18 protein-coding genes are annotated in these 21,008 nt (G+C 64.6%); 10 read left to right on the top strand and 8 right to left on the bottom strand.

The genetic code is table 11. The features are described from left to right. Nucleotides 1–139: 139 nt before the first annotated feature. The 4 genes from radC (at nt 140) to nadB (ending at nt 3,498) form a co-directional block, all read left to right on the top strand. The gene (gene radC / locus G5S42_RS01670) at nt 140–1,051 is read left to right on the top strand and encodes a RadC family protein (RefSeq protein WP_176105250.1); all 912 of its coding nucleotides are present in this window, start codon (nt 140–142) and stop codon (nt 1,049–1,051) included. A gap of 210 nt (nt 1,052–1,261) precedes the next feature. Continuing rightward, the gene (gene rpmB / locus G5S42_RS01665; protein WP_006050117.1) at nt 1,262–1,495 is read left to right on the top strand and encodes a 50S ribosomal protein L28; all 234 of its coding nucleotides are present in this window, start codon (nt 1,262–1,264) and stop codon (nt 1,493–1,495) included. Between the two features lie 10 nt (nt 1,496–1,505). Beyond that, on the top strand, nt 1,506–1,673 hold the full coding sequence (rpmG, locus tag G5S42_RS01660; protein ID WP_008919555.1) for a 50S ribosomal protein L33: 168 nt from the start codon (nt 1,506–1,508) through the stop codon (nt 1,671–1,673). Between the two features lie 226 nt (nt 1,674–1,899). Further along, nucleotides 1,900–3,498: an L-aspartate oxidase gene (gene nadB, locus G5S42_RS01655; protein WP_176105249.1), complete on the top strand. Its 1,599-nt coding sequence runs from the start codon at nt 1,900–1,902 to the stop codon at nt 3,496–3,498. Between the two features lie 124 nt (nt 3,499–3,622). Here the strand turns inward: nadB and nadC are convergent, their stop codons facing one another. The 6 genes from nadC to purN all read right to left on the bottom strand — a co-directional run bounded on the left by nadC (nt 3,623) and on the right by purN (nt 10,583). Next, on the bottom strand, nt 3,623–4,546 hold the full coding sequence (gene nadC / locus G5S42_RS01650) for a carboxylating nicotinate-nucleotide diphosphorylase (RefSeq protein WP_176105248.1): 924 nt from the start codon (nt 4,544–4,546) through the stop codon (nt 3,623–3,625). Continuing rightward, on the bottom strand, nt 4,546–5,685 hold the full coding sequence (gene nadA, locus G5S42_RS01645) for a quinolinate synthase NadA (RefSeq protein ID WP_176110268.1): 1,140 nt from the start codon (nt 5,683–5,685) through the stop codon (nt 4,546–4,548). The genes nadC and nadA overlap by 1 nt, the downstream gene beginning before the upstream one ends. A gap of 130 nt (nt 5,686–5,815) precedes the next feature. Continuing rightward, on the bottom strand, nt 5,816–7,012 hold the full coding sequence (locus G5S42_RS01640; RefSeq protein WP_176105247.1) for a DesA family fatty acid desaturase: 1,197 nt from the start codon (nt 7,010–7,012) through the stop codon (nt 5,816–5,818). Between the two features lie 200 nt (nt 7,013–7,212). Beyond that, on the bottom strand, nt 7,213–8,580 hold the full coding sequence (locus tag G5S42_RS01635; RefSeq protein WP_176110266.1) for a mechanosensitive ion channel family protein: 1,368 nt from the start codon (nt 8,578–8,580) through the stop codon (nt 7,213–7,215). 93 nt (nt 8,581–8,673) lie between these two features. Next, nucleotides 8,674–9,933, bottom strand: coding sequence for an RsmB/NOP family class I SAM-dependent RNA methyltransferase (locus tag G5S42_RS01630; protein WP_176105246.1), 1,260 nt, complete (start codon nt 9,931–9,933; stop codon nt 8,674–8,676). Continuing rightward, nucleotides 9,930–10,583: a phosphoribosylglycinamide formyltransferase gene (gene purN, locus G5S42_RS01625; protein WP_176105245.1), complete on the bottom strand. Its 654-nt coding sequence runs from the start codon at nt 10,581–10,583 to the stop codon at nt 9,930–9,932. The genes G5S42_RS01630 and purN overlap by 4 nt, the downstream gene beginning before the upstream one ends. 129 nt (nt 10,584–10,712) lie before the next feature. Between purN and G5S42_RS01620 the strand changes: the two genes are divergently transcribed. The 6 genes from G5S42_RS01620 to dut all read left to right on the top strand — a co-directional run bounded on the left by G5S42_RS01620 (nt 10,713) and on the right by dut (nt 18,171). Further along, complete coding sequence (locus tag G5S42_RS01620) at nt 10,713–11,708, top strand: bifunctional riboflavin kinase/FAD synthetase (RefSeq protein WP_176105244.1); 996 nt, start codon at nt 10,713–10,715, stop codon at nt 11,706–11,708. Between the two features lie 164 nt (nt 11,709–11,872). Then, entirely contained in the window at nt 11,873–14,710 is a 2,838-nt protein-coding gene (ileS, locus tag G5S42_RS01615; protein WP_176105243.1) for an isoleucine--tRNA ligase, read from the top strand. Next, complete coding sequence (gene lspA, locus G5S42_RS01610; protein WP_013090301.1) at nt 14,710–15,216, top strand: signal peptidase II; 507 nt, start codon at nt 14,710–14,712, stop codon at nt 15,214–15,216. Before ileS ends, lspA begins: the two co-directional genes overlap by 1 nt. 127 nt (nt 15,217–15,343) lie before the next feature. Then, complete coding sequence (gene coaBC / locus G5S42_RS01605; RefSeq protein WP_176105242.1) at nt 15,344–16,561, top strand: bifunctional phosphopantothenoylcysteine decarboxylase/phosphopantothenate--cysteine ligase CoaBC; 1,218 nt, start codon at nt 15,344–15,346, stop codon at nt 16,559–16,561. A gap of 81 nt (nt 16,562–16,642) precedes the next feature. Further along, nucleotides 16,643–17,659 (top strand): LLM class flavin-dependent oxidoreductase, encoded by a 1,017-nt coding sequence (locus G5S42_RS01600; RefSeq protein ID WP_176105241.1) that lies wholly within the window; start codon nt 16,643–16,645, stop codon nt 17,657–17,659. 65 nt (nt 17,660–17,724) lie between these two features. Further along, nucleotides 17,725–18,171 (top strand): dUTP diphosphatase, encoded by a 447-nt coding sequence (gene dut / locus G5S42_RS01595; RefSeq protein WP_176105240.1) that lies wholly within the window; start codon nt 17,725–17,727, stop codon nt 18,169–18,171. A 144-nt stretch (nt 18,172–18,315) separates the two neighbouring features. Here dut and clpA read toward each other — a convergent pair whose 3' ends face one another. Then, nucleotides 18,316–20,613 carry an ATP-dependent Clp protease ATP-binding subunit ClpA gene (clpA, locus tag G5S42_RS01590; RefSeq protein ID WP_176105239.1) on the bottom strand — a complete coding sequence of 766 codons (2,298 nt, stop codon included), beginning with the start codon at nt 20,611–20,613 and terminating at the stop codon, nt 18,316–18,318. After that, nucleotides 20,610–20,924, bottom strand: coding sequence for an ATP-dependent Clp protease adapter ClpS (gene clpS, locus G5S42_RS01585; protein ID WP_008919570.1), 315 nt, complete (start codon nt 20,922–20,924; stop codon nt 20,610–20,612). The genes clpA and clpS overlap by 4 nt, the downstream gene beginning before the upstream one ends. Between the last annotated feature and the right edge of the window lie 84 nt (nt 20,925–21,008).

Genomic DNA, 21,008 nt, shown 5'->3' with positions numbered 1-21,008 from the left:
GGGGTGCCGTGCGCAAAGCGTCTATTGTAAGCCACCTAGCGGGCGCCGGCTTGAGTCCGTCGCGCGTGAGGGTGGCACGGCACTCCGGCGCGTTGCGCCGCGTGTGCGCCGACAACCTTACGCGGAGGACTCTATATATATGGCTGATTTCGCCAGCACAATCGACGAAACACCTGCGGCAAAACTGCGACCGAAGGCGCGCCCACGCGCCACGGGCGGCGCGAAAGCCGCCTCCAATCGGTCGGCCAGGACTCCCTCAGAAACCGCCGACTCGGCGGTCCGCAGCCGGCGGCAACTGTTCCGGGGCAAATGGCTCCGGCGCGACATGCCGCGCGAGCGACTGATCGACCAGGGCCCCGACGTGCTGTCGGACACCGAAATGATCGCGCTCGTGCTCGGCTCCGGCCTGCCCGGTCACGACGTGTTCAGCGTCGCGCGGACGCTGCTCGATCGCTTCGGCTCACTGCGCGCAATGCTCGACGCCACTTATCAGGATTTCGATGGCATTCGCGGCATTGGCCCGGCAAAAAAGGCGCAATTGCTCGCGATCATGGAAATGGCGCGCCGCTCCCTCGTGGACAAGATGCGCAAGCGCCAGCTGATGAATTCGCCCGAAGCGGTCGAAAGTTATCTGCGCCTTCTGATCGGCGGACAGCCGCAGGAGGTGTTCGTGTCGCTGTTTCTCGACGCGCGGCATCGGCTGATCCGCTGCGAGGAAAGCGCGCGCGGCTCGCTCACGCGGATGGCGGTGTATCCACGGGAGATCGTGCGGCGGGCGCTCGCCGCGAACGCGGCCAGCCTGATCGTTGCGCACAATCATCCGTCCGGCGCCGTCGAGCCGAGCGCGAGCGACTGCCGCCTCACGCAGACACTGCGCGACGCGCTCGCGCTCGTCGATGTGCAGCTGATCGATCATCTGGTGATCGGCGCGGACAGCGTATACTCGTTCGCCCGCGCCGGCTGGCCGGAGCTCGCACGCAAGCCCGCTGGAGCGCGGGAAGCGGAAGGGCCACCGCACGGCGCCGTGCCCCGCGTCGCAAATAAGGTTTGATTTTGCGGCTTTTTTTCTGCTAGAATTCCGGTTTGCCTATTTCCAACCCCCTGTTCCGAAGCCATCAAGGCGTTCCGCAAAGGTCAGGCGGCTGTGGTAGCGAAGTGCCTCGATGCAAATTCGGCGCAAGTTCGCACACCCTCAGCGCGGCTCTTTTCGGGAAACTTTCACGGCGTTCGAACTCAGAATTAGCGTATTAGGAGTGCTCTCATGGCACGCGTATGCCAAGTAACTGGGAAAGCGCCGATGAGCGGCAACAACGTTTCCCACGCGAACAACAAGACCAAGCGCCGGTTCCTGCCGAACCTGCAAAGCCGCCGTATCTGGGTGGAAAGCGAAAACCGTTGGGTGCGTCTGCGTATTTCGAACGCCGGCCTGCGCCTGATCGACAAGAACGGTATCGACGCTGTGCTCGCAGACCTGCGCGCACGCGGTGAAGCCTAAGGAGTAAATCATGGCGAAAGGCGCACGCGACAAGATCAAGCTGGAATCGACCGCAGGCACGGGTCACTTCTACACGACCACGAAGAACAAACGCAACATGCCGGAAAAGATGCTGATCAAGAAATTTGATCCGGTCATCCGCAAGCACGTTGACTACAAGGAAACCAAGATCAAGTAATCTTGGCTCTCCAGCCTGACGAAGGCAAAAATACGAAAAGCCTCGCATCCGTGCGAGGCTTTTTTGTTTTTGGGCGGGCTTCGCGATAGCGCAGCAATGCGCGCGCAAATCGCCCTATTCCGTTCGGCCTGCTTTCGCTAGTGCGTCGTGGCGCGTATCCTTTGTCGTTTTCGCGGCGTGCGGTTCGCACGCCGTCATCGCAAAATGAAAGACGGAGATGTGGGTAATGGAATTCGATGTGGCGATTGTCGGTAGCGGTCTGGCTGGTTTGAGCGTCGCGCTCAACCTCGCGCAGACACGGCGCGTTGCTGTGATCGCCAAGCGATCGCTGACCGAGGGCGCGAGCGACTGGGCGCAAGGCGGTATCGCCGCGGTGCTGGATTCCGCGGACAGCGTCGAAAATCACGTGCGCGACACGCTGATCGCGGGTGGCGGTCTGTGCGACGAGGCTGCGACGCGCTTTATCGTCGAGCATGGGCGCGATGCGATCGAATGGCTGATCGAACAGGGCGTGCCATTCACGAAAGACGACGCCGCCGAGCTGGGCTTTCATCTGACGCGCGAAGGCGGCCATAGCCATCGCCGGATCATTCACGCGGCCGACGCGACCGGCCATGCGGTCGTCGCCACGCTCAGCGAGCAGGTGCGCCATCATCCGAACATCACGCTGTTCGAAGATCATCACGCGATCGATCTGATCACGTCCGAACGCCTCGGCCTACCTGGCCGGCGCTGCCATGGTCTGTATGCGCTCGATCTGCAAAGCGGCCGCACCGTTACGATCGAAGCGCCGCATACGGTGCTCGCGACCGGCGGCGCGGGCAAGGTGTACCTGTACACGACCAACCCTGACACCGCGACCGGCGACGGCATCGCGATGGCATGGCGCGCCGGTTGTCGCGTGGCGAACATGGAATTCATCCAGTTCCACCCGACGTGCCTGTTTCACCCGTACGCGAAGTCGTTCCTGATTTCGGAAGCAGTGCGCGGCGAAGGCGGCATTCTGAAGCTGCCCGACGGCACACGCTTCATGCCCAATCACGACGAGCGCGCGGAGCTTGCGCCGCGCGATATCGTCGCGCGGGCGATCGACTTTGAGATCAAAAAACGCGGCATCGACTGCGTGTACCTCGACATCAGCCACCAGCCGGCCGCGTTCCTGCACGAGCATTTCCCGACGATCCTCGCCCGCTGCCTCGAGTTCGGCATCGACATCACGAAAGAGCCGATTCCGGTGGTGCCGGCCGCGCATTACACGTGCGGCGGCGTCGTCACCGATCTGGCGGGGCGCACTGACCTCGCGGGTCTCTACGCGGTCGGCGAAACGTCCTGCACCGGCCTGCACGGCGCGAACCGGCTGGCCAGCAATTCGTTGCTCGAATGCCTCGTGATCGGCCGCGCCGCTGCCGAGGCGATCGAAGCGGAAGGCTTCGCCGCCGCCGTGCACGCGCCGCTGCCGGCTTGGGACGAAAGCCGCGTGTCCGATCCGGACGAGGAAGTGGTGGTCGCGCACAACTGGGACGAACTGCGCCGGCTGATGTGGAACTACGTCGGCATCGTGCGCACCGACAAACGGCTCGAGCGCGCGAAGCACCGGCTCGCGCTGTTGCGCGACGAAATCCACGAGTACTACGCGAACTTCAAGGTAAGCCGCGATCTGCTGGAGCTGCGCAATCTGGTCGACGTGGCGTCCCTGATCGTGGACGGCGCGCGCTCGCGGCGCGAAAGCCGCGGCCTGCATTTCAGTCGCGACTGGCCGGCCACATTGCCCAAGGCGCTGCCGACGGTGCTCACGCCAAAGTATGTCCGCAGGCCGAATGCCTGATGGCATCGCGCCGGAGCATACGCTGAAACGGCGCCGCAAATAACAAGGCCATTGCCGGCAAACTCCGGCAATGGCCTTGTTCAGTCGTCATGGGCGTCGATCGATGCGCTAAGACGCGCGACGCTCAAACGATTCGCATCGAGTAGTCGGTCGCGCGCACGTCCTTGGTCAGCGCACCAATCGACACGCGATCCACGCCCGTCTCCGCGATCGTGCGCACGGTCTCGAAATTGACGCCGCCGGACACCTCGAGCACCGCGCGGCCGGCCGTGACGCGAACCGCGTCGCGCATCATGGCGAACGAGAAGTTGTCGAGCAGAATCGACTCCGCCCGATGCGCGAGCGCGGTTTCAAGTTGTTCGAGCGTTTCGACTTCGATCTGGATGGGCACGCCCGCATTCAACGCGAGAGCCGCGTCCATCGCCGCACCCACTCCGCCGGCCGCCGCAATGTGGTTCTCCTTGATCAGAATGCCGTCGTACAACGCGAGTCGCTGATTGGCACCGCCGCCGACGCGCACCGCGTACTTCTGCGCGAGCCGCAAACCCGGCAGTGTCTTGCGCGTATCGAGAACGCGGGTGCTCGTGTGGGCAATCGCGTCGACATAGCGGCGGGTTGCGCTTGCCACGCCCGACAGCAGTTGCAGGAAATTCATCGCGTTACGCTCGGCGGTCAGCAGCGCGCGTACCGGCCCGCGCAGATCGCAGACCGTCGTATCGGCGCTCATGCGGTCGCCCTCGCGGTAACGCCATTGAACTTCGATGCGCGGATCGACCGCACGCATCACCGCGTCGAACCAAGGCACGCCGCATAGCACCGCTTCCTCGCGCACGATGATGCGCGCGTTGCGAACGTCATCGGCAGGCACGAGGCGGCCGGTCTCATCGCCGCTACCGATATCTTCGGCGAGCGCATCGGCGACGTTGCGCGCGAGCGCAGCGTCGAACGCCTCGCCGTAGTGCGCGTGAATCTCCGCGAAAAGCGGCGATGTTGCGTTGGCCCCATCGCGCGCCACTGCCTGCTCAGGCGCCTTCTGCACCACCGTCATTACGCTGCTCCCACGTTCGAATAGAGTTGCGCGTCGCGCGCGAGATCGCCGCTCGCCTGCACACGCTTCTTGTGACGCGCCGCGAAATCGAGCATACGGTCGATCGGCAGACGCGCCCGCTCGCCGATCGCGCGATCGACGAAGATCTCGTTATGGCCGCGCTCGAGCACATCGGCCAGATTCGCGAGGCCGTTCATCGCCATCCACGGGCAATGCGCGCAGCTCTTGCAGGTCGCGCTGTTGCCGGCCGTCGGCGCGGCAATCAGCGTCTTGCCGGGCGCGGCGAGTTGCATCTTGTGCAGGATGCCGAGGTCGGTCGCGACGATGAAGTGCGTCGCGTCGAGCTTCTGCGCAGCGTCGATCAACTGCGTGGTCGAGCCGACGACGTCCGCCAGCGCGACCACGTTGGCCGGCGACTCCGGATGCACGAGCACCTTCGCGTGCGGATATTCGGCGCGCAGCAGATCGAGCTCGATGCCCTTGAATTCGTCGTGCACGAGGCACGAGCCCTGCCACATCAGCATGTCCGCGCCGGTCTTGCCCTGGATGTAGCTACCGAGATGACGGTCCGGTGCCCAGATGATCTTCTCGCCGCGCGCATGCAGATCGGCGACGATCTCCAACCCGATCGACGACGTCACCATCCAGTCCGCGCGCGCCTTCACGGCTGCGCTCGTGTTCGCGTACACGACCACCGTGCGGTCCGGGTGTGCGTCGCAGAACGCCGAGAACTCGTCGGCCGGACAGCCGAGGTCGAGCGAACAGGTCGCGTCCAGATCCGGCATCAGAATGCGCTTGTCCGGACTGAGAATTTTTGCGGTCTCACCCATGAAGCGCACGCCCGCGACCACCAGCGTCTGCGCTTCGTGATCGCGCCCGAAGCGCGCCATTTCCAGCGAATCGGCCACGCAACCGCCGGTTTCGTCTGCGAGCTCCTGCAATTCAGCGTCGACATAATAATGCGCGACCAGCACCGCTTTCTCGCGCTTGAGCAATTCGCGGATGCGCGCCTTCAGCGCCCGCTTCTCTTCCGCGGACGGCGTCTCGGGCACCTTCGCCCACGCCTGCCCGATCCCGCAGGTCGTGCCCTGCGCCTGAGGCCGATCGAATTCGACGGTCCTGATCGCCTGCTGCTCCATCATCTCCTCTGCCCTCACCTGGCCGCCGCGGCTTGCCACTCGCGCAACACGCGCAATGCATTTCCACGGCCCAAAAACGCAAAACCCCGCCAACGCGGGGTTTTGTGACGTCCTGAAATTTTAATAGATTTCAGGCATATCGACGCAGTCGCATCGCGAAGTCTTGCAGCGCCTTGATGCCGCTCTGCTCGGCGCGATGGCACCAGTCCTGCAATTGCGCCAGCAATTGCTCGCGCGACGCGTTGGAGCGCTCCCACATCGCCGCCAGTTCGTTGCGCATATCGATGTAGGTCTTCAGCTTCTGGCTGCTCGCAAAAATCTGCGGCAGCTGGAGCCTCTGCGGCTCATTAAGGCCCGCCTCTTCCTTGTGGAACCAGCTACGCGCGCCGCGCATCACCTGATACTTCTCGCGCGCTCCGACTTCCTTCAGATGCGCGAGCTCCTGACGGTACGCACGCTTGATCGCCTTCGCGTAACGCTCCATCACTTCGTAGCGGTTCGCGAGCACGGCCTGCAGCGTATCTTGATCGAGCACGAGCTTGCCGGTGGTCAGGCGCGGCGTCGGCGCGATCTTCTTCACCTTGGCCAGACGAAACGCCTGCATGATGCGGATGTACATCCAGCCGATGTCGAACTCGTACCACTTGTTCGACAGCTTCGCGGACGTCGCATACGTGTGGTGATTGTTATGCAGTTCCTCGCCACCGATGATGATGCCCCACGGGAAAATGTTGGTGCTCGCATCCGACGAATTGAAGTTGCGATAGCCCCAGAAGTGCGCAAGACCGTTGACCACGCCCGCGGCCCAGAAAGGAATCCACACCATCTGCACGGCCCAGATGGTCAGACCGACGACGCCGAACAGCGCGACGTTGATCACCATCATCAGGCTTACGCCGAGAATCGGGTATTTCGTGTAGACGTTGCGCTCGATCCAGTCATTCGGCGTACCGTGACTGAACTTGCGCATCGTTTCTTCGTTTTTCGCTTCGGTGCGATAGAGTTCGGCGCCTTCGAGCAGCACTTTCCAGATGCCGCGTGTCTGCGGGCTGTGCGGATCTTCTTCGGTTTCGCACTTCGCGTGATGCTTACGGTGAATCGCCGCCCACTGGCCGGTGAGCATGCCGGTGGTCATCCACAGCCAGAAACGGAAAAAATGGCTCGCGATCGGGTGCAGATCCAGCGCGCGGTGCGCCTGGCAGCGATGCAGATAGACGGTCACGCCGATAATCGTGATGTGCGTCACGATCAGCGTGTACACGACGAGTTGCCACCACGAGAAATGCAGCAGTCCGTGGGCAAGGAAATCGAGCAAAGAATTCAACAAGGTAAGTTACCTGCAGAACGAGAGATACGAAGCACACGCGGTGCGCGTGTCATGAAAGTGAAAGCATACAGCGGGATAGGACGATATTCTACTGGAAGCGTTCCAAGTGTTTGTAACAAATAGGGATTTTTTGTGCGCTATCAAGCCGATAGCGATTGACTCGGCACTGGCGCATCACTTGCGACGGCCAAAAGCTGGCTCTAACGATCGCCGTTGGCGGCCCCGTCGGCGGCCCCGGGCGCTGAATCGGTCGCGGCGTCGTGCGCCGGATCGGTCATTGCTGCCGGGTGCGGCATTGCGCCGCCTGCCCGACCGACGATGCGCACCTCGCGTTGCGCAAGCGGAATCCTGATGCCGTGCTCGGAAAAGAGACGCCAGATGTTGCGGTTGACCGCCGAGAGCACGCCACGTGTGCCGCTCGCCGCGTCTTCGATCCAGAAGCCCAACTCGAGATTGACGCCGTCCGGGCCGAAACCGACCAGAAATGGCGTCGGCGCCGGCTCGCTCAACACCCGCGGCACGTCGGCGGCGGCCAGGGCGAGCAGCGTCATCGCCTGTTCGACGTCGGATGTGTAGGCGATCTGCACGGGCACCCTCGCGTGGCCACGAGTCAGAAACGACGACTGGTTCTGCACGACGTCGGTGATCAACTTCTCGTTCGGAATCAGCGTTTCGATACCGTCGAGTCCGCGCACGACGGTATAGCGCGTGCGAATCTGCGTGACGCGGCCCTGCAGGCCGCCCACGTTGATCGTGTCGCCGATCCGCAACGAGCGGTCGAGCAGGATGATGAAGCCCGACACGTAGTTGCTCGCGATCTTCTGCATGCCGAAGCCGAGCCCGACGCCGAGAGCGCCCCCGAACACACCGAGCACCGTGATGTCGATGCCGACGATCGACAGGCTCATCAGGAGCGCCGCGAGCACGAAGGCCGCGCGGCCGACGCGCGCGACCACCACCTTCAGATTCGCGTCGAGCGTCTTCGAGCGCATCAGGCGGTCTTCGAACGACGAGCCGAGCCACATCGCGACGATCATCGTGACCGCGACCCACAGCAGCCCGGTGATCAGCGACAGCAGCGTCATATGCGCATTGCCGACGCGGAAGCTCACGCTGTCCATCCATGCGATCACGGCGTTCTGAATGCCCAACAGCGTGAGCACCATGCCGACCCAAACGACCACCGACACGATTTTCTCGACCAGAAACAGCCACGGATGCTCGCCCCCTTCGCGGTTGAACACCCGCCGCGCGAAGAAGAACACGATGTAGATCAGCCCGATGCCGACGAGCGGCACCAGCGCCAGATCGAGCAGCGCGGTGTCCATGAACTGGCCGGCGATCGCCCGCGCGAGCCACACGAGCGCCGCGCCGATCAGCGGAAAAGCCGCTCGATCCAGACTTTCCATGCCGAAGCGCAGGCTCTCGTAGCGCGGCGATTGCGACCGCTTGATCCGGCGGCGCAGCGTCCGCGCGAGCAGCCACGCGACGAGCAGCGTCCCGAGCAGGATCGCGACCTGCCACAGCATCACGGGCTGACCGAAGTCGCGCGCGATATCGCTGAACATGTGGGGAAAAGTCGTGTGCATGGACGTCGCCGAAATCGCCGGCACGTGCGGATTCATCAGCCAATCCGTGCGCGCCGGCCTGCAGCCGGTTGCCTAGCTCTGGCGCTCGAGCACGGCGGCGAAGAAGCCGTCGGTCGCGTGGCGGTGCGGCCACAGCGACAGGTAGTCGCCCATCTCCAGCTCGATGCGCTGCTCGGCGAGCACGTCGCGCACGGGCACCAGCGCGAAATCAGTGTGGTCGGCGAGGAACTGCTGCACGACCGCCTCGTTTTCCGCGTCGAGAATCGAGCACGTGGCATAGACGAGCCGCCCGCCCTTCTTCACGAGACGCGCCGCGCTCGCGAGAATCGACGCCTGCTTCGGCGCCAGCTCGGCGATCGACTCCGGCGACTGACGCCACTTCAGATCCGGATTGCGGCGCAGCGTGCCGAGGCCGCTGCACGGCGCATCGACGAGCACGCGGTCGATCTTGCCAGCCAGACGCTTGATCTTCGCGTCGTGTTCGCTGTCGATCAGCACCGGATTCACGTTCGACAGGCCGCTCCTCGCGAGCCGTGGCTTCAGCTTCGCGAGACGACGCTCGGAGATGTCGAACGCGTAGAGTCGGCCGGTCGAGCGCATCGCCGCGCCGAGCGCCAGCGTCTTGCCGCCCGCGCCCGCGCAGAAATCGACGATCATCTCGCCGCGCCGCGGCGCGACCAGCGAGCACAGCAGCTGGCTGCCCTCGTCCTGCACTTCGAGCCAGCCCTGCTGGAACGCGTCGAGCTTCGTCAACGCCGGCTTGCCGACCACGCGCACGCCGAGCGGCGCGAACGGCGTCGCGCCCGCCTCGATGCCGGCCTTGGACAGCGCGCCCAGCACGTCGTCGCGGCTCGCCTTGATTGGATTCGCGCGCAGATCCAGCGGCGCCGGGTAGTTCAGCGCGGCGGCCAGCTGCGCGAGTTCGGGACCCTCGAAACGCGTGCTCAAAGCCTGGCAGATCCAGTCGGGCAGATTCAGGCGAATCCGCAGCGGCAGGCTTTCCGGATCGATCTTCGACACGTGTTCGAGCCACGTCGCCTCGGCCTCGCTGACGAACGGCTTCAACGCCGAGCGTCCGACCGTTTGCATCAGGCCCAGCAGGGCCATGCGGCGCGCCGGGCTGCCGGTGCCGCTTTCGGCCAGATGCGCGAACTCCATCCGGCGGCGCAGCACGGCGAACACCGCCTCGGCGATCACACCGCGCTCGGCGTGGCCGAGCTTCGGATGCGCGCGGAAGAAGCGGCTCGTGGTGGCGTCCGCGGGGCCGTTGAGCCGCAGTACTTCGGCCAGCAGCGTTTCAGTTTGTCCAATCAGGAAACCATGCAATCTCATGCGCCCTCTCCGGCGGTGTGACCGGCAAAGAGCCATTGCGGCTCCGACGGCGTAAGCGTGACGCGCGAGCCGTCCAGAGCGAGACGCCCTTCGACGAACCAGCGCACCGCGCGTGGATAAATGATGTGCTCGGTGGCGAGCACGCGTGCGGCGAGCGTCTGTGCGGTATCGCCCGCCTCGACGGGCACGGCCGATTGCACGACGATCGGCCCGTGATCCAGCTTTGATGTGACAAAATGCACCGACGCGCCGTGGAACCGCACGCCGGCGTCGAGCGCCTGCTGGTGAGTCTTCAGGCCCGGAAAGCTCGGCAGCAGCGACGGGTGCACGTTCAGCATGCGCCCGGCGTAATGGTCGACGAAGCGCTCGGTCAGCACCCGCATGAAGCCCGCGAGCACGACGAGGTCCGGCGCGATAGCGTCGATCTGCTCGGCCAGCGCCGCGTCGAAGCTGTCGCGATCCGGAAACTGGCGGTGGTCGACCACCGCCGTGGCGATACCATGCGACGCCGCGAACGTGAGCCCCGCGGCATCGGGACGGTTGGCAATCACGGCGGCGACCCGCGCCGGCCAGCCTTCGCTCGCGCAAGCGCGCACGATGGCTTCCATGTTGCTACCCCGCCCGGAAATCAGGATGACGAGTTTTTTCATGCGCGGATTTTATCATTCGGCAATCGCCCGACCGCGACCGCGCAGCCGTCTATTGCGCCAAGCGTTTATAATCGATTGTTTTGCGGCACCCTGCCCGCGTCCCTATTGCAATCGCAGCAACCCGCTATCGTGAGAGTCTTCCGCGGTCTTCCCAATGCCGAGAGCCGCGCGCCGTGCGCGCTGACCATCGGCAACTTCGACGGTGTCCACCGCGGCCACCAGGCTCTGCTCGCGCACGTGCGCGCGGCCGCCAACGCGCGCGGCCTGCCCGTCTGCGTGATGACCTTCGAGCCGCACCCGCGCGAGTTCTTCAACCCGGCCGGCGCGCCGCCGCGCATCGCGATGCTCCGCGACAAGCTCGAGGCGCTGCGCACCAACGGAGTCGACCGGGTCGTCGTCGAGCACTTCAATCACACGTTCGCGAGCCAGTCGCCAGATGCGTTCGTCGAGCGGATCATCGTCAACGGCTTGCACGCGCGCTGGATCATGATCGGCGACGACTTTCGCTACGGCGCGAAGCGGGCCGGCGATTTCGCGTCGCTGCGCGAGGCCGGCAAGCATTACGGCTTCGAGGTCGAACAGATGGCGACGGTCGCCGATCCGTCGGGCGCGCGCATCTCGAGCTCGGGCGTACGCGCGGCGCTGGTCGCGGGCGACCTCGACTCGGCGCGCGCCGCGCTCGGCCGCGACTATCTGATCAGCGGCCACGTTACCCATGGCATGAAGCTCGGCCGCGATCTCGGCTTTCCGACGCTTAATCTGCCGATCGCGCACAAGCGTCCGGCTCTGGCCGGCATCTTCGTCGTACAGGTGCACGGCATCGCCGAGCACCCGCTGCCGGGCGTCGCGAGCCTCGGCCTGCGCCCCACCGTCGACGATTCCGGCCGCGTGCTGCTGGAAGTGCACCTGCTCGATTGGCACGGCGACGCGTATGGCAAGCTCGTGCGCGTGGAATTTCTGAAGAAGCTGCGCGACGAGGAGAAGTTCGTCGACCTCGAAACGCTTACCGCCGCGATCGCGCGCGACGTCGCCAATGCGCGCGCATGGTTCGCCGCGGTCGGCGCCGGCACGCCGGGCAGCCGTTCCACCGGTTTCGCCACCTCGGCCACCGACCGAATTAGATAACCGCCGCGGTTCGGGCCGGCGCGCCGCGCCGCACGAACCGTCGCCGCGCATCGAAGGGCATCCGGGTTTCACGCGGAGCCGCCCGCCGGGCGCGCCCCGCTCCTCGCGCAGCGCGTAATCCGCGCGCCGCTACGCATAGAAACGAATTCACCGCCACCCACATCATGAGCAACAAGAAAGCCGATTCGAAACCGCAGTCCCGCTACCCGGTCAACCTGCTCGACACGCCGTTTCCGATGCGCGGCGACCTGCCCAAGCGCGAGCCGCAATGGGTCAAGGACTGGCAGGAACGCAAGGTGTACGACAAGATCCGCGCCGCCTCCAAGGGCCGCACGAAGTTCATCCTGCACGACGGGCCGCCGTATGCGAACGGCGACATCCACCTCGGCCACGCGGTGAACAAGATCCTGAAGGACATGATCGTCAAGGCGCGCAATCTGGCGGGCTTCGACGCGGTCTACGTGCCGGGCTGGGACTGCCACGGCATGCCGATCGAAATCCAGATCGAAAAGCAGTTCGGCAAGTCGCTGCCGGCGGCCGAAGTGATGCAGAAGGCGCGCGCCTACGCGACCGAGCAGATCGAGAAGCAGAAGGCCGGCTTCCGCCGCCTGGGCGTGCTCGGCGACTGGGACAATCCGTACAAGACGATGAACTTCGCGAACGAAGCCGGCGAAATCCGCGCGCTCGCGAAAATCATGGAAAAGGGCTACGTGTTCCGCGGCCTGAAGCCGGTCAACTGGTGTTTCGACTGCGGCTCGGCGCTCGCTGAAGCGGAAGTCGAGTACAAGGACAAGACCGATCCGACCATCGACGTGCTATTCAGCTTCGCCGAACCGGAGAAGACCGCGCAGGCGTTCGGCCTTGCCGCGCTGCCGCGCAACGAAGGCGGCATCGTGATCTGGACCACCACGCCGTGGACCATTCCCGCCAACCAGGCGCTGAACCTGCATCCGGAAATCGTTTACGCGCTCGTCGACACGCCGCGCGGCCTGCTGATCCTCGCCGAGGAACGCGTCGAGGCCTGCCTGAAGCTGTACGGCCTCGAAGGAAACGTCATCGCGACGACGCCGGGCGAAAAGCTCGTGAACCTGCGCTTCAACCACCCGCTCGCGTCCGCGCATCCGGGCTACAAGCGCACCGCGCCGGTCTATCTCGGCGACTACGTGACGACCGAAACCGGCACCGGCATCGTGCACTCGTCGCCCGCGTACGGCGTGGAAGACTTCGTGTCGTGCAAGTCGCACGGCATGGCCGACTCGGACATCATCAACCCGGTGATGGGCGACGGCCGCTACATCGAATCGCTCGCACTGTTCGGCGGCCTGTCGATCTGGGCGGCGAATCCGCAGATCGTCGAGGCGCTGCAAGGCGCCGGCGCGCTGCTGCGCACCGAAAAGTACACGCACAGCTACATGCACTGCTGGCGCCACAAGACGCCGATCATCTACCGCGCCACTTCGCAGTGGTTCGCCGGCATGGACGTGAAGCCGAACGACGGCGACAAGACGCTGCGCGAGACCGCGCTCGAAGGCATCGAGAACACGGCGTTCTATCCGTCGTGGGGCAAGCAGCGCCTCTTCAGCATGATCGCGAACCGCCCGGACTGGACGCTGTCGCGCCAGCGCCAGTGGGGCGTGCCGATGGCGTTCTTCGTGCACAAGGAAACCGGCGAGCTGCATCCGCGCACGCTGGAGTTGCTCGAACAGGTCGCGCAGCGTGTCGAGAAGGAAGGTATCGAGGCATGGCAATCGCTCGATCCGCGTGAGCTGATCGGCGACGACGCCAACCTGTACGAAAAGAACCGCGACACGCTCGACGTGTGGTTCGACTCGGGCACCACGCACTGGCACGTGCTGCGCGGCTCGCACAAGGACGAGCTGCAGTTCCCGGCCGACCTGTACCTCGAAGGCTCGGACCAGCATCGCGGCTGGTTCCATTCGTCGCTGTTGACCGCGTCGATGCTCGATGGCCGCCCGCCCTACAATGCGCTGCTCACCCACGGCTTCACCGTCGACGGCGAAGGCCGCAAGATGAGCAAGTCGCTCGGCAACGGCATCGATCCGCATGAAGTGGCGAACCGCCTCGGCGCGGAAATCATCCGCCTGTGGATCGCGTCGACCGACTACTCGGGCGAACTCGCGATCTCCGAGGAAATCCTGAAGCGCGTGACGGAAGGCTATCGCCGTATCCGCAATACGCTGCGCTTCCTGCTCGCGAACCTGTCGGACTTCGACTTCGCGCAGCACGCGCGTCCGGTGGAAGACTGGCTTGAAATCGACCGTTACGCGGTGGCGCTGTCGGCGAATCTGCAGAACGACATCCTCGCGCACTACGAGAAGTACGAGTTCCACCCGGTCGTCGCCAAGCTGCAGACGTTCTGCTCGGAAGACCTGGGCGGCTTCTACCTCGACGTGCTGAAGGACCGCCTGTACACGACCGCGGCGGATTCGGTCGCGCGCCGCTCGGCGCAGACCGCGCTCTACCACATCGCGCACGGCCTGCTGCGCGTGATGGCGCCGTTCCTGTCGTTCACCGCGGAAGAAGCGTGGAAGGTGTTCCAGCCGGACAGCGAAACGATCTTCACCGAGACTTACCACGCGTATCCGGCCGTGCCGGACGCGGGCGCGCTGCTCGACAAGTGGACGCTGCTGCGCGCGGTCCGCGGCGACGTGACCAAGGCGCTCGAAGAGGCGCGGGTCGCGAACCTGATCGGCTCGTCGCTGCAGGCGGAAGTCGAAATCCGCGCGAGCGGCGCGCGTTACGACGCGCTCGCGAGCCTCGGCGACGACCTGAAGTTCGTACTGATCACGTCGGCGGCGACCGTCGTCAAGGTCGATAGCGAAGCGGACGAAGGTGTCGAAGTGATCGCCTCGAAGTACCTGAAGTGCGAACGCTGCTGGCACTATCGCGCGGACGTCGGCGCGAACCCCGAGCATCCGTCGCTGTGCGGCCGCTGCTTCAGCAATCTGTTCGGCAGTGGCGAAACGAGGAGCGCGGCATAATGGCGAGAACCATGTCGAAAACGTCCACCGCAAGCGGCTCGCTCGCACCTTGGCTCGGCATCGCGCTGATCGTCATCCTGTTCGACCAGCTGACGAAAATCGCGGTGCGCAAAGTGTTCGCCTACGGTGTGCCGCACGAAGTTACGCCGTTCTTCAACCTGATTCTCGTGTTCAACCGCGGCGCCGCGTTCAGCTTCCTGGCGATGGCGGGCGGCTGGCAGCGCTGGGCGTTCACCGCGCTCGGCGTGGTCGCGGCGCTCGTGATCTGCTACCTGCTCAAGCGGCATAGCGGGCAAAAAATGTTCTGCACGGCGCTCGCGCTGATTCTCGGCGGCGCGCTCGGCAATGTGATCGACCGGCTCGCGTACGGCCACGTGATCGACTTCCTCGACTTCCACGTGGGCGGCTGGCACTGGCCGGCGTTCAATCTCGCCGACAGCGCGATCACGATCGGTGCGATTCTGCTCGTGATCGACGAGTTGCGGCGGGTACGCGGCACACGCTAACGTCGCCGACGTGAGGCACGGCCGCGGTTGCGAGAGCCGCGCCTCACGTCCGGTTTGAAACGTGCGGCGACGGCGACGGGCAACGCCCTCGCGCCGCCTCGCGATCACGCTTTGTCGGAGGCTTTCGTTGGCAACCGCTGAACTCGCAGGCAAACATCTCGTCCTCGGCATGACGGGCGGCATCGCCTGCTACAAGATCGCCGAACTCACGCGTCTGCTGACCAAGGCAGGCGCGACCGTGCAGGTCGTCATGACCGATGCGGCCACCCAGTTCATCACCCCCATCACGATGCAGGCGCTGTCGGGCCGGCCGGTCTACACGAGCCAGTGGGACGCTCGCGTGCCGAACAACATGGCGCACATCGATCTGTCGCGCGAAGCCGATGCGATCGTGATCGCGCCGGCGTCGACCGACTTCCTCGCCAAGCTCGCGCACGGCATGGCCGACGATCTGCTGTCGACTCTGTGCATCGCGCGCGACTGCCCGCTGCTCGTCGTTCCGGCGATGAACCGGCAGATGTGGCAAAACCCGGCCACGCAGCGCAACGTCGCGCAATTGCGCGCGGACGGCATCGCCGTGCTCGGCCCCGATTCGGGCCCGCAGGCTTGCGGCGAAATCGGCGACGGCCGCATGCTCGAAGCGGCCGCGACCTACGAGGCGATCGCGTCGTTCTTCGCGCCGAAGATCCTGTCCGGCCGCCGTGTGCTCCTGACCGCCGGGCCGACCTTCGAACCGCTCGACCCGGTGCGCGGCATCACCAATCGCTCGAGCGGCAAGATGGGCTTCGCGCTCGCGCGCGCCGCGCAGCAGGCCGGCGCCGACGTGCATCTGGTCGCTGGTCCGGTCGCGCTGGAAACGCCGTGGGGCGTATTGCGCGAGGACGTGCAGACCGCGCAGCAGATGCACGACGCGGTGATGCGCGCGGTCGCCCAAGCGGACATCTTTATCGGCGTCGCGGCGGTGGCCGACTGGCGCGTCGACCACGTGAGCGATCAGAAGATCAAGAAGACCGCCGAGCGCACGCTGCCGAGCTTTTCATTCGTCGAAAATCCGGACATCCTCGCGGCGGTCGCCCGGCTGCCGAAGCCGCCGTTCGCGGTCGGCTTCGCCGCCGAAAGCGACAATCTCGAAGTCCACGGCGAGGAAAAGCGCGCGCGCAAGAACGTGCCGCTGCTGATCGGCAATCTGGGGCCGCAAACGTTCGGGCTCGACGACAATGAAGTGATTCTGTTCGAAGCAGGCCGCGCGACGAAGCTGCCACGCGCCGACAAGCAGACGCTGGCGCGCGCGCTGATCGCGGAAATCGCGAAGCGTGTGCCGGCCGGCATCAGTCCGGTTGGCTGAACGAGCGAGCGGCATTGGGCCCGTGTGGCCCTGCTGCCTTTGCCCGGCTAGCCGACAGGAACCATCTGGAGCACTACTGCCATGACGCTACTCTCCGTGCTCGATCAAACACCGGTGATCGCCGGCCATTCGGTGGCGGACGCGATCGCCGCGACCATCGAACTCGCGCAGCTTGCCGACGACCTCGGCTACACGCGCTACTGGTGCGCCGAGCACCACGGCCTGCGCGGCGTGTCGAATCCCTGCCCTGAAGTGATGCTGGCGCGCCTCGGCAGCGTGACCAAACGCATTCGCATCGGCTCGGGCGGCATCATGCTGCCGTACTACAGCCCGTTCAAAGTCGCCGAGCAGTTCATGATGCTCGAGGCGCTATTTCCGAACCGCGTCGATCTCGGCGTCGGACGCGCGCCGGGCGGCGACATGCGCACCGCGCAGGCGGTCGCGGCCGGCGCTTACAATCGCGGCGAGATTTTTCCGCAGCAGGTCGCCGAGCTGCTCGGCCTCATGCACGGCGCGCTGCCCGTCGATCATCTCGCGCAGGGTGTGCTGCTGCAGCCGCAGATCGATACGCGCCCGCAACTGTGGATGCTCGGCTCGAGCGAATTCGGCGGTCTGCTCGCGGCGCAGCTCGGCATCCGCTTCTCGTTCGCGCATTTCATCAACGCGCATTTCGGCAAGCAAGTCGCGCTGGCGTATCGCGAACGCTTCCAGCCTGGCAACGAGGCGTCGCAGCCGTATCTGGCGGCCGCGGTCTTCGTGATCTGCGCGGATACCGAGCAGGAAGCCGCGGACCTCGAAAAAGCCGTCGATCTACGTCGCGTGCAGATGGCGTATGGTCTGAACGAACCGATTCCGTCGATCGAGCAAGGCATCGCGCAGGAATATGGCGAACGCGAACAGCTCGTGATCGACCGCGAAAAGCCGCGCAGCATCATCGGCACGCCTGAGCGCGTGACCGAGCGGCTCACGGATTTGCAGCAGCAGTTCCAGGCCGACGAGCTGATGGTGCTGACCGTCGCGGGCAGCTATCGCGCGCGCTTGCGCTCCTACGAACTGCTCGCCGACGCATTTCAGCTCGGCTCGAACCAGGCGGCTTGATCGCAGAGGTTTTGCCGGTCAGCCGTGTGCCCCTCCACCAAACCCACCCCCACTCTCGAACCTGAATGAAACTCGACCTGAAGATTCTCGATCAGCGCATGCGCGAACAGCTCCCCGCCTACGCGACGACCGGTAGCGCCGGCCTCGATCTGCGCGCCTGCCTCGACGAACCGCTGACGCTGAAACCCGGCGAAACTGCGCTGGTGCCGACCGGACTCGCGATCCACGTCGGCGACCCCGGTTATGCGGCGCTGATTCTGCCGCGCTCTGGTCTCGGCCATAAGCATGGGATCGTGTTAGGCAATCTGGTCGGCCTGATCGATTCCGACTATCAGGGGCAACTGATGATTTCGACGTGGAATCGCGGCGAAACGACGTTCGTGCTGAATCCGATGGAACGCCTCGCGCAACTGGTGATCGTCCCGGTCGTGCAGGCCAGGTTCAACATCGTCGATGACTTCGAGGAAAGCGTGCGCGGCGCGGGCGGGTTTGGCAGCACCGGCAAGCATTGATCGATTGCTGCGACGCGGCGGCTGCGGCGTTAAGCGCGCGCCGCGACCAGAAGATCAGAGCATAAAAAAACGGCGCGGGATAAAACCCGCGCCGTTCTGTTTTTGGCGTCTGGCCAGCTTAAGTCAACGCCGGCCTGACTGATATCACTCGACTTCCACCGCCTCCGGATTCGGATTACGCGGCGCCGGATGCTCGTCGAAGGTCAACTGCACCTTGTCGTCCGCATCGACGTCGACCGTCACGCGGCCGCCGTTCATCAGCTTGCCGAACAGCAGCTCGTCGGCGAGCGCGCGACGGATCGTGTCCTGGATCAGGCGCTGCATTGGCCGCGCGCCCATCAACGGATCGAAACCGTGCTTCGCCAGATGCTTGCGCAGCGCATCGGTGAACAGCGCATCGACCTTCTTCTCGTGCAACTGATCTTCCAGCTGCATCAGGAACTTGTCGACCACGCGCATGATGATTTCCTCATCGAGCGCACGGAAGCTGATCGTCGCGTCCAGACGGTTGCGGAACTCCGGCGTGAACATGCGCTTGATGTCGACCATCTCGTCGCCCGCCTCGCGGCGATTCGTGAAGCCGATCACTGCCTTGCCCATCGCCTCGGCGCCCGCGTTCGTCGTCATGATGATGATGACGTTGCGGAAGTCCGCCTTGCGGCCGTTGTTGTCCGTCAGCGTGCCGTGGTCCATCACCTGCAGCAGCACGTTGAAGATGTCCGGATGTGCCTTCTCGATTTCGTCGAGCAGCAGCACGCAGTGCGGCTTCTTCGTGATCGCCTCGGTCAGCAGGCCACCCTGGTCGAAACCGACGTAGCCCGGCGGCGCGCCGATCAGCCGGCTCACCGCGTGACGCTCCATGTACTCCGACATGTCGAAGCGGATCAGCTCGATGCCGAGCGTGAACGCGAGCTGCTTCGCGACCTCGGTCTTGCCGACACCGGTCGGACCGGAGAACAGGAACGCGCCGATCGGCTTGTCGAGCTTGCCGAGGCCCGCTCGCGCCATCTTGATCGCCGCCGACAGCGCGTCGATGGCCGGGTCCTGGCCGAACACGACGCTCTTCAGGTCGCGGTCGAGCGTCTGCAGCTTGCTGCGATCGTCTTGCGACACGCTTTGCGCCGGCACGCGCGCGATCTTGGAGATGATTTCCTCGATCTCGTTCTTGCCGATGGTCTTCTTCTGCTTCGACTTCGGCAGAATGCGCTGCGCCGCGCCCGCTTCGTCGATCACGTCGATCGCCTTGTCCGGCAAATGACGATCGGTGATGAAGCGCGCCGACAGCTCAGCCGCCGCCGACAGCGCACCCGACGAATACTTGACGCCGTGGTGCTCCTCGAAACGCGACTTCAGCCCGCGCAGGATCGCCACCGTCTGCTCGACGGTCGGCTCGGTCACATCGACCTTCTGGAAACGACGCGACAGCGCCGCGTCCTTTTCGAAGATGCCGCGATATTCGGTGAAGGTGGTCGCGCCGATGCACTTCAGCGTGCCCGACGAGAGCGCCGGCTTCAGCAGGTTCGACGCATCCAGCGTGCCGCCGGACGCGGCGCCCGCGCCGATCAGCGTATGGATTTCGTCGATGAACAGAATGGCGTGCGGACGCTCCTTCAGTTCCTTCAGCACCGTCTTCAGACGCTGCTCGAAGTCGCCGCGGTACTTGGTGCCAGCGAGCAACGCGCCCATGTCGAGCGAATACACCTGGGCATCCGCGAGGATATCCGGCACTTCGCCGCGCGTGATGCGCCATGCGAGCCCTTCGGCGATCGCGGTCTTGCCGACACCGGCTTCGCCGACCAGCAGCGGATTGTTCTTGCGCCGGCGGCACAGCACCTGCACCACGCGCTCGACTTCCGACTCGCGCCCGATCAGCGGATCGATGCGGCCGTCCTTCGCCATCTGGTTCAGGTTCTGCGTGAACTGGGCGAGCGGCGTTTCCTTCTGCGCGGCGGCTTCGTCGGACTCGGCATTCGCGTCGCTCGCTTTCGCGGCGTCCGAACTGCTCGTCTTGGCGATGCCGTGCGAGATGAAATTGACCACGTCCAGACGCGTGACGCCCTGCTGCTGCAGGTAGTACACCGCGTGCGAATCCTTCTCGCCGAAGATCGCGACCAGCACGTTCGCGCCGGTCACTTCCTTCTTGCCGTTCGAGGTGGACTGCACATGCATGATCGCGCGCTGGATCACACGCTGGAAACCGAGCGTGGGCTGCGTGTCGACGTCGTCCGTGCCCGGCACGGTCGGCGTGTTGTCATGAATGAAGTTGCGCAGGTTCTGACGCAGATCCTCGATATTGGCCGCGCATGCGCGCAGTACCTCTGCCGCCGTCGGGTTATCCAACAGCGCGAGCAAAAGATGTTCGACCGTTATGAACTCGTGCCGTGCCTGGCGCGCTTCCATGAACGCCATATGCAGGCTGACTTCCAGTTCCTGGGCAATCATGCTTCCTCCATCACACACTGCAGCGGATGCCCGGCCTGCCGTGCGTGGGTAACGACTTGCTCGACTTTGGTCGACGCGATGTCCCGCGTATAGACCCCACAAACTCCCCTGCCCTCGCGATGCACCTTCAACATGACCTGCGTTGCGGTTTCACGATCCTTATTGAAATATTCCTGCACGATCATCACGACAAATTCCATCGGCGTGAAGTCGTCATTCAGCAGCACCACCTTGTACATGGACGGCGGCTTGAGTTTCTGCTCCTGCCGTTCCAGTACGGTGCCGTCCTGCTTGTCCGGGATAATCGCCATACACCCATTCTAAACAACTAGGACAGGCCCGCAATCCTGTCAAAACCCGGCCGCCCGGCCGATGAGCCCGTTCGCTGCCGCCCG

Source organism: Paraburkholderia youngii (assembly GCF_013366925.1).
Classification (GTDB): domain Bacteria; phylum Pseudomonadota; class Gammaproteobacteria; order Burkholderiales; family Burkholderiaceae; genus Paraburkholderia; species Paraburkholderia youngii.
The sequence above is the reverse complement of the archived record's forward strand: the minus strand, read 5'-3'. Positions and strand labels throughout refer to the sequence as shown.

Bases quoted from the DNA above. Each gene is read 5' to 3' on its own strand.
- purN (WP_176105245.1), bottom strand. From the start codon at position 10,583: ATGAAAAAACTCGTCATCCTGATTTCCGGGCGGGGTAGCAACATGGAA.
- G5S42_RS01635 (WP_176110266.1), bottom strand. From the start codon at position 8,580: ATGTTCAGCGATATCGCGCGCGACTTCGGTCAGCCCGTGATGCTGTGG.
- rpmG (WP_008919555.1), top strand. From the start codon at position 1,506: ATGGCGAAAGGCGCACGCGACAAGATCAAGCTGGAATCGACCGCAGGC.
- dut (WP_176105240.1), top strand. From the start codon at position 17,725: ATGAAACTCGACCTGAAGATTCTCGATCAGCGCATGCGCGAACAGCTC.
- nadC (WP_176105248.1), bottom strand. From the start codon at position 4,546: ATGACGGTGGTGCAGAAGGCGCCTGAGCAGGCAGTGGCGCGCGATGGG.
- clpS (WP_008919570.1), bottom strand. From the start codon at position 20,924: ATGGCGATTATCCCGGACAAGCAGGACGGCACCGTACTGGAACGGCAG.
- rpmB (WP_006050117.1), top strand. From the start codon at position 1,262: ATGGCACGCGTATGCCAAGTAACTGGGAAAGCGCCGATGAGCGGCAAC.
- lspA (WP_013090301.1), top strand. From the start codon at position 14,710: ATGGCGAGAACCATGTCGAAAACGTCCACCGCAAGCGGCTCGCTCGCA.
- nadB (WP_176105249.1), top strand. From the start codon at position 1,900: ATGGAATTCGATGTGGCGATTGTCGGTAGCGGTCTGGCTGGTTTGAGC.
- nadA (WP_176110268.1), bottom strand. From the start codon at position 5,685: ATGGAGCAGCAGGCGATCAGGACCGTCGAATTCGATCGGCCTCAGGCG.
- radC (WP_176105250.1), top strand. From the start codon at position 140: ATGGCTGATTTCGCCAGCACAATCGACGAAACACCTGCGGCAAAACTG.
- ileS (WP_176105243.1), top strand. From the start codon at position 11,873: ATGAGCAACAAGAAAGCCGATTCGAAACCGCAGTCCCGCTACCCGGTC.
- clpA (WP_176105239.1), bottom strand. From the start codon at position 20,613: ATGATTGCCCAGGAACTGGAAGTCAGCCTGCATATGGCGTTCATGGAA.
- G5S42_RS01630 (WP_176105246.1), bottom strand. From the start codon at position 9,933: ATGAGATTGCATGGTTTCCTGATTGGACAAACTGAAACGCTGCTGGCC.
- G5S42_RS01600 (WP_176105241.1), top strand. From the start codon at position 16,643: ATGACGCTACTCTCCGTGCTCGATCAAACACCGGTGATCGCCGGCCAT.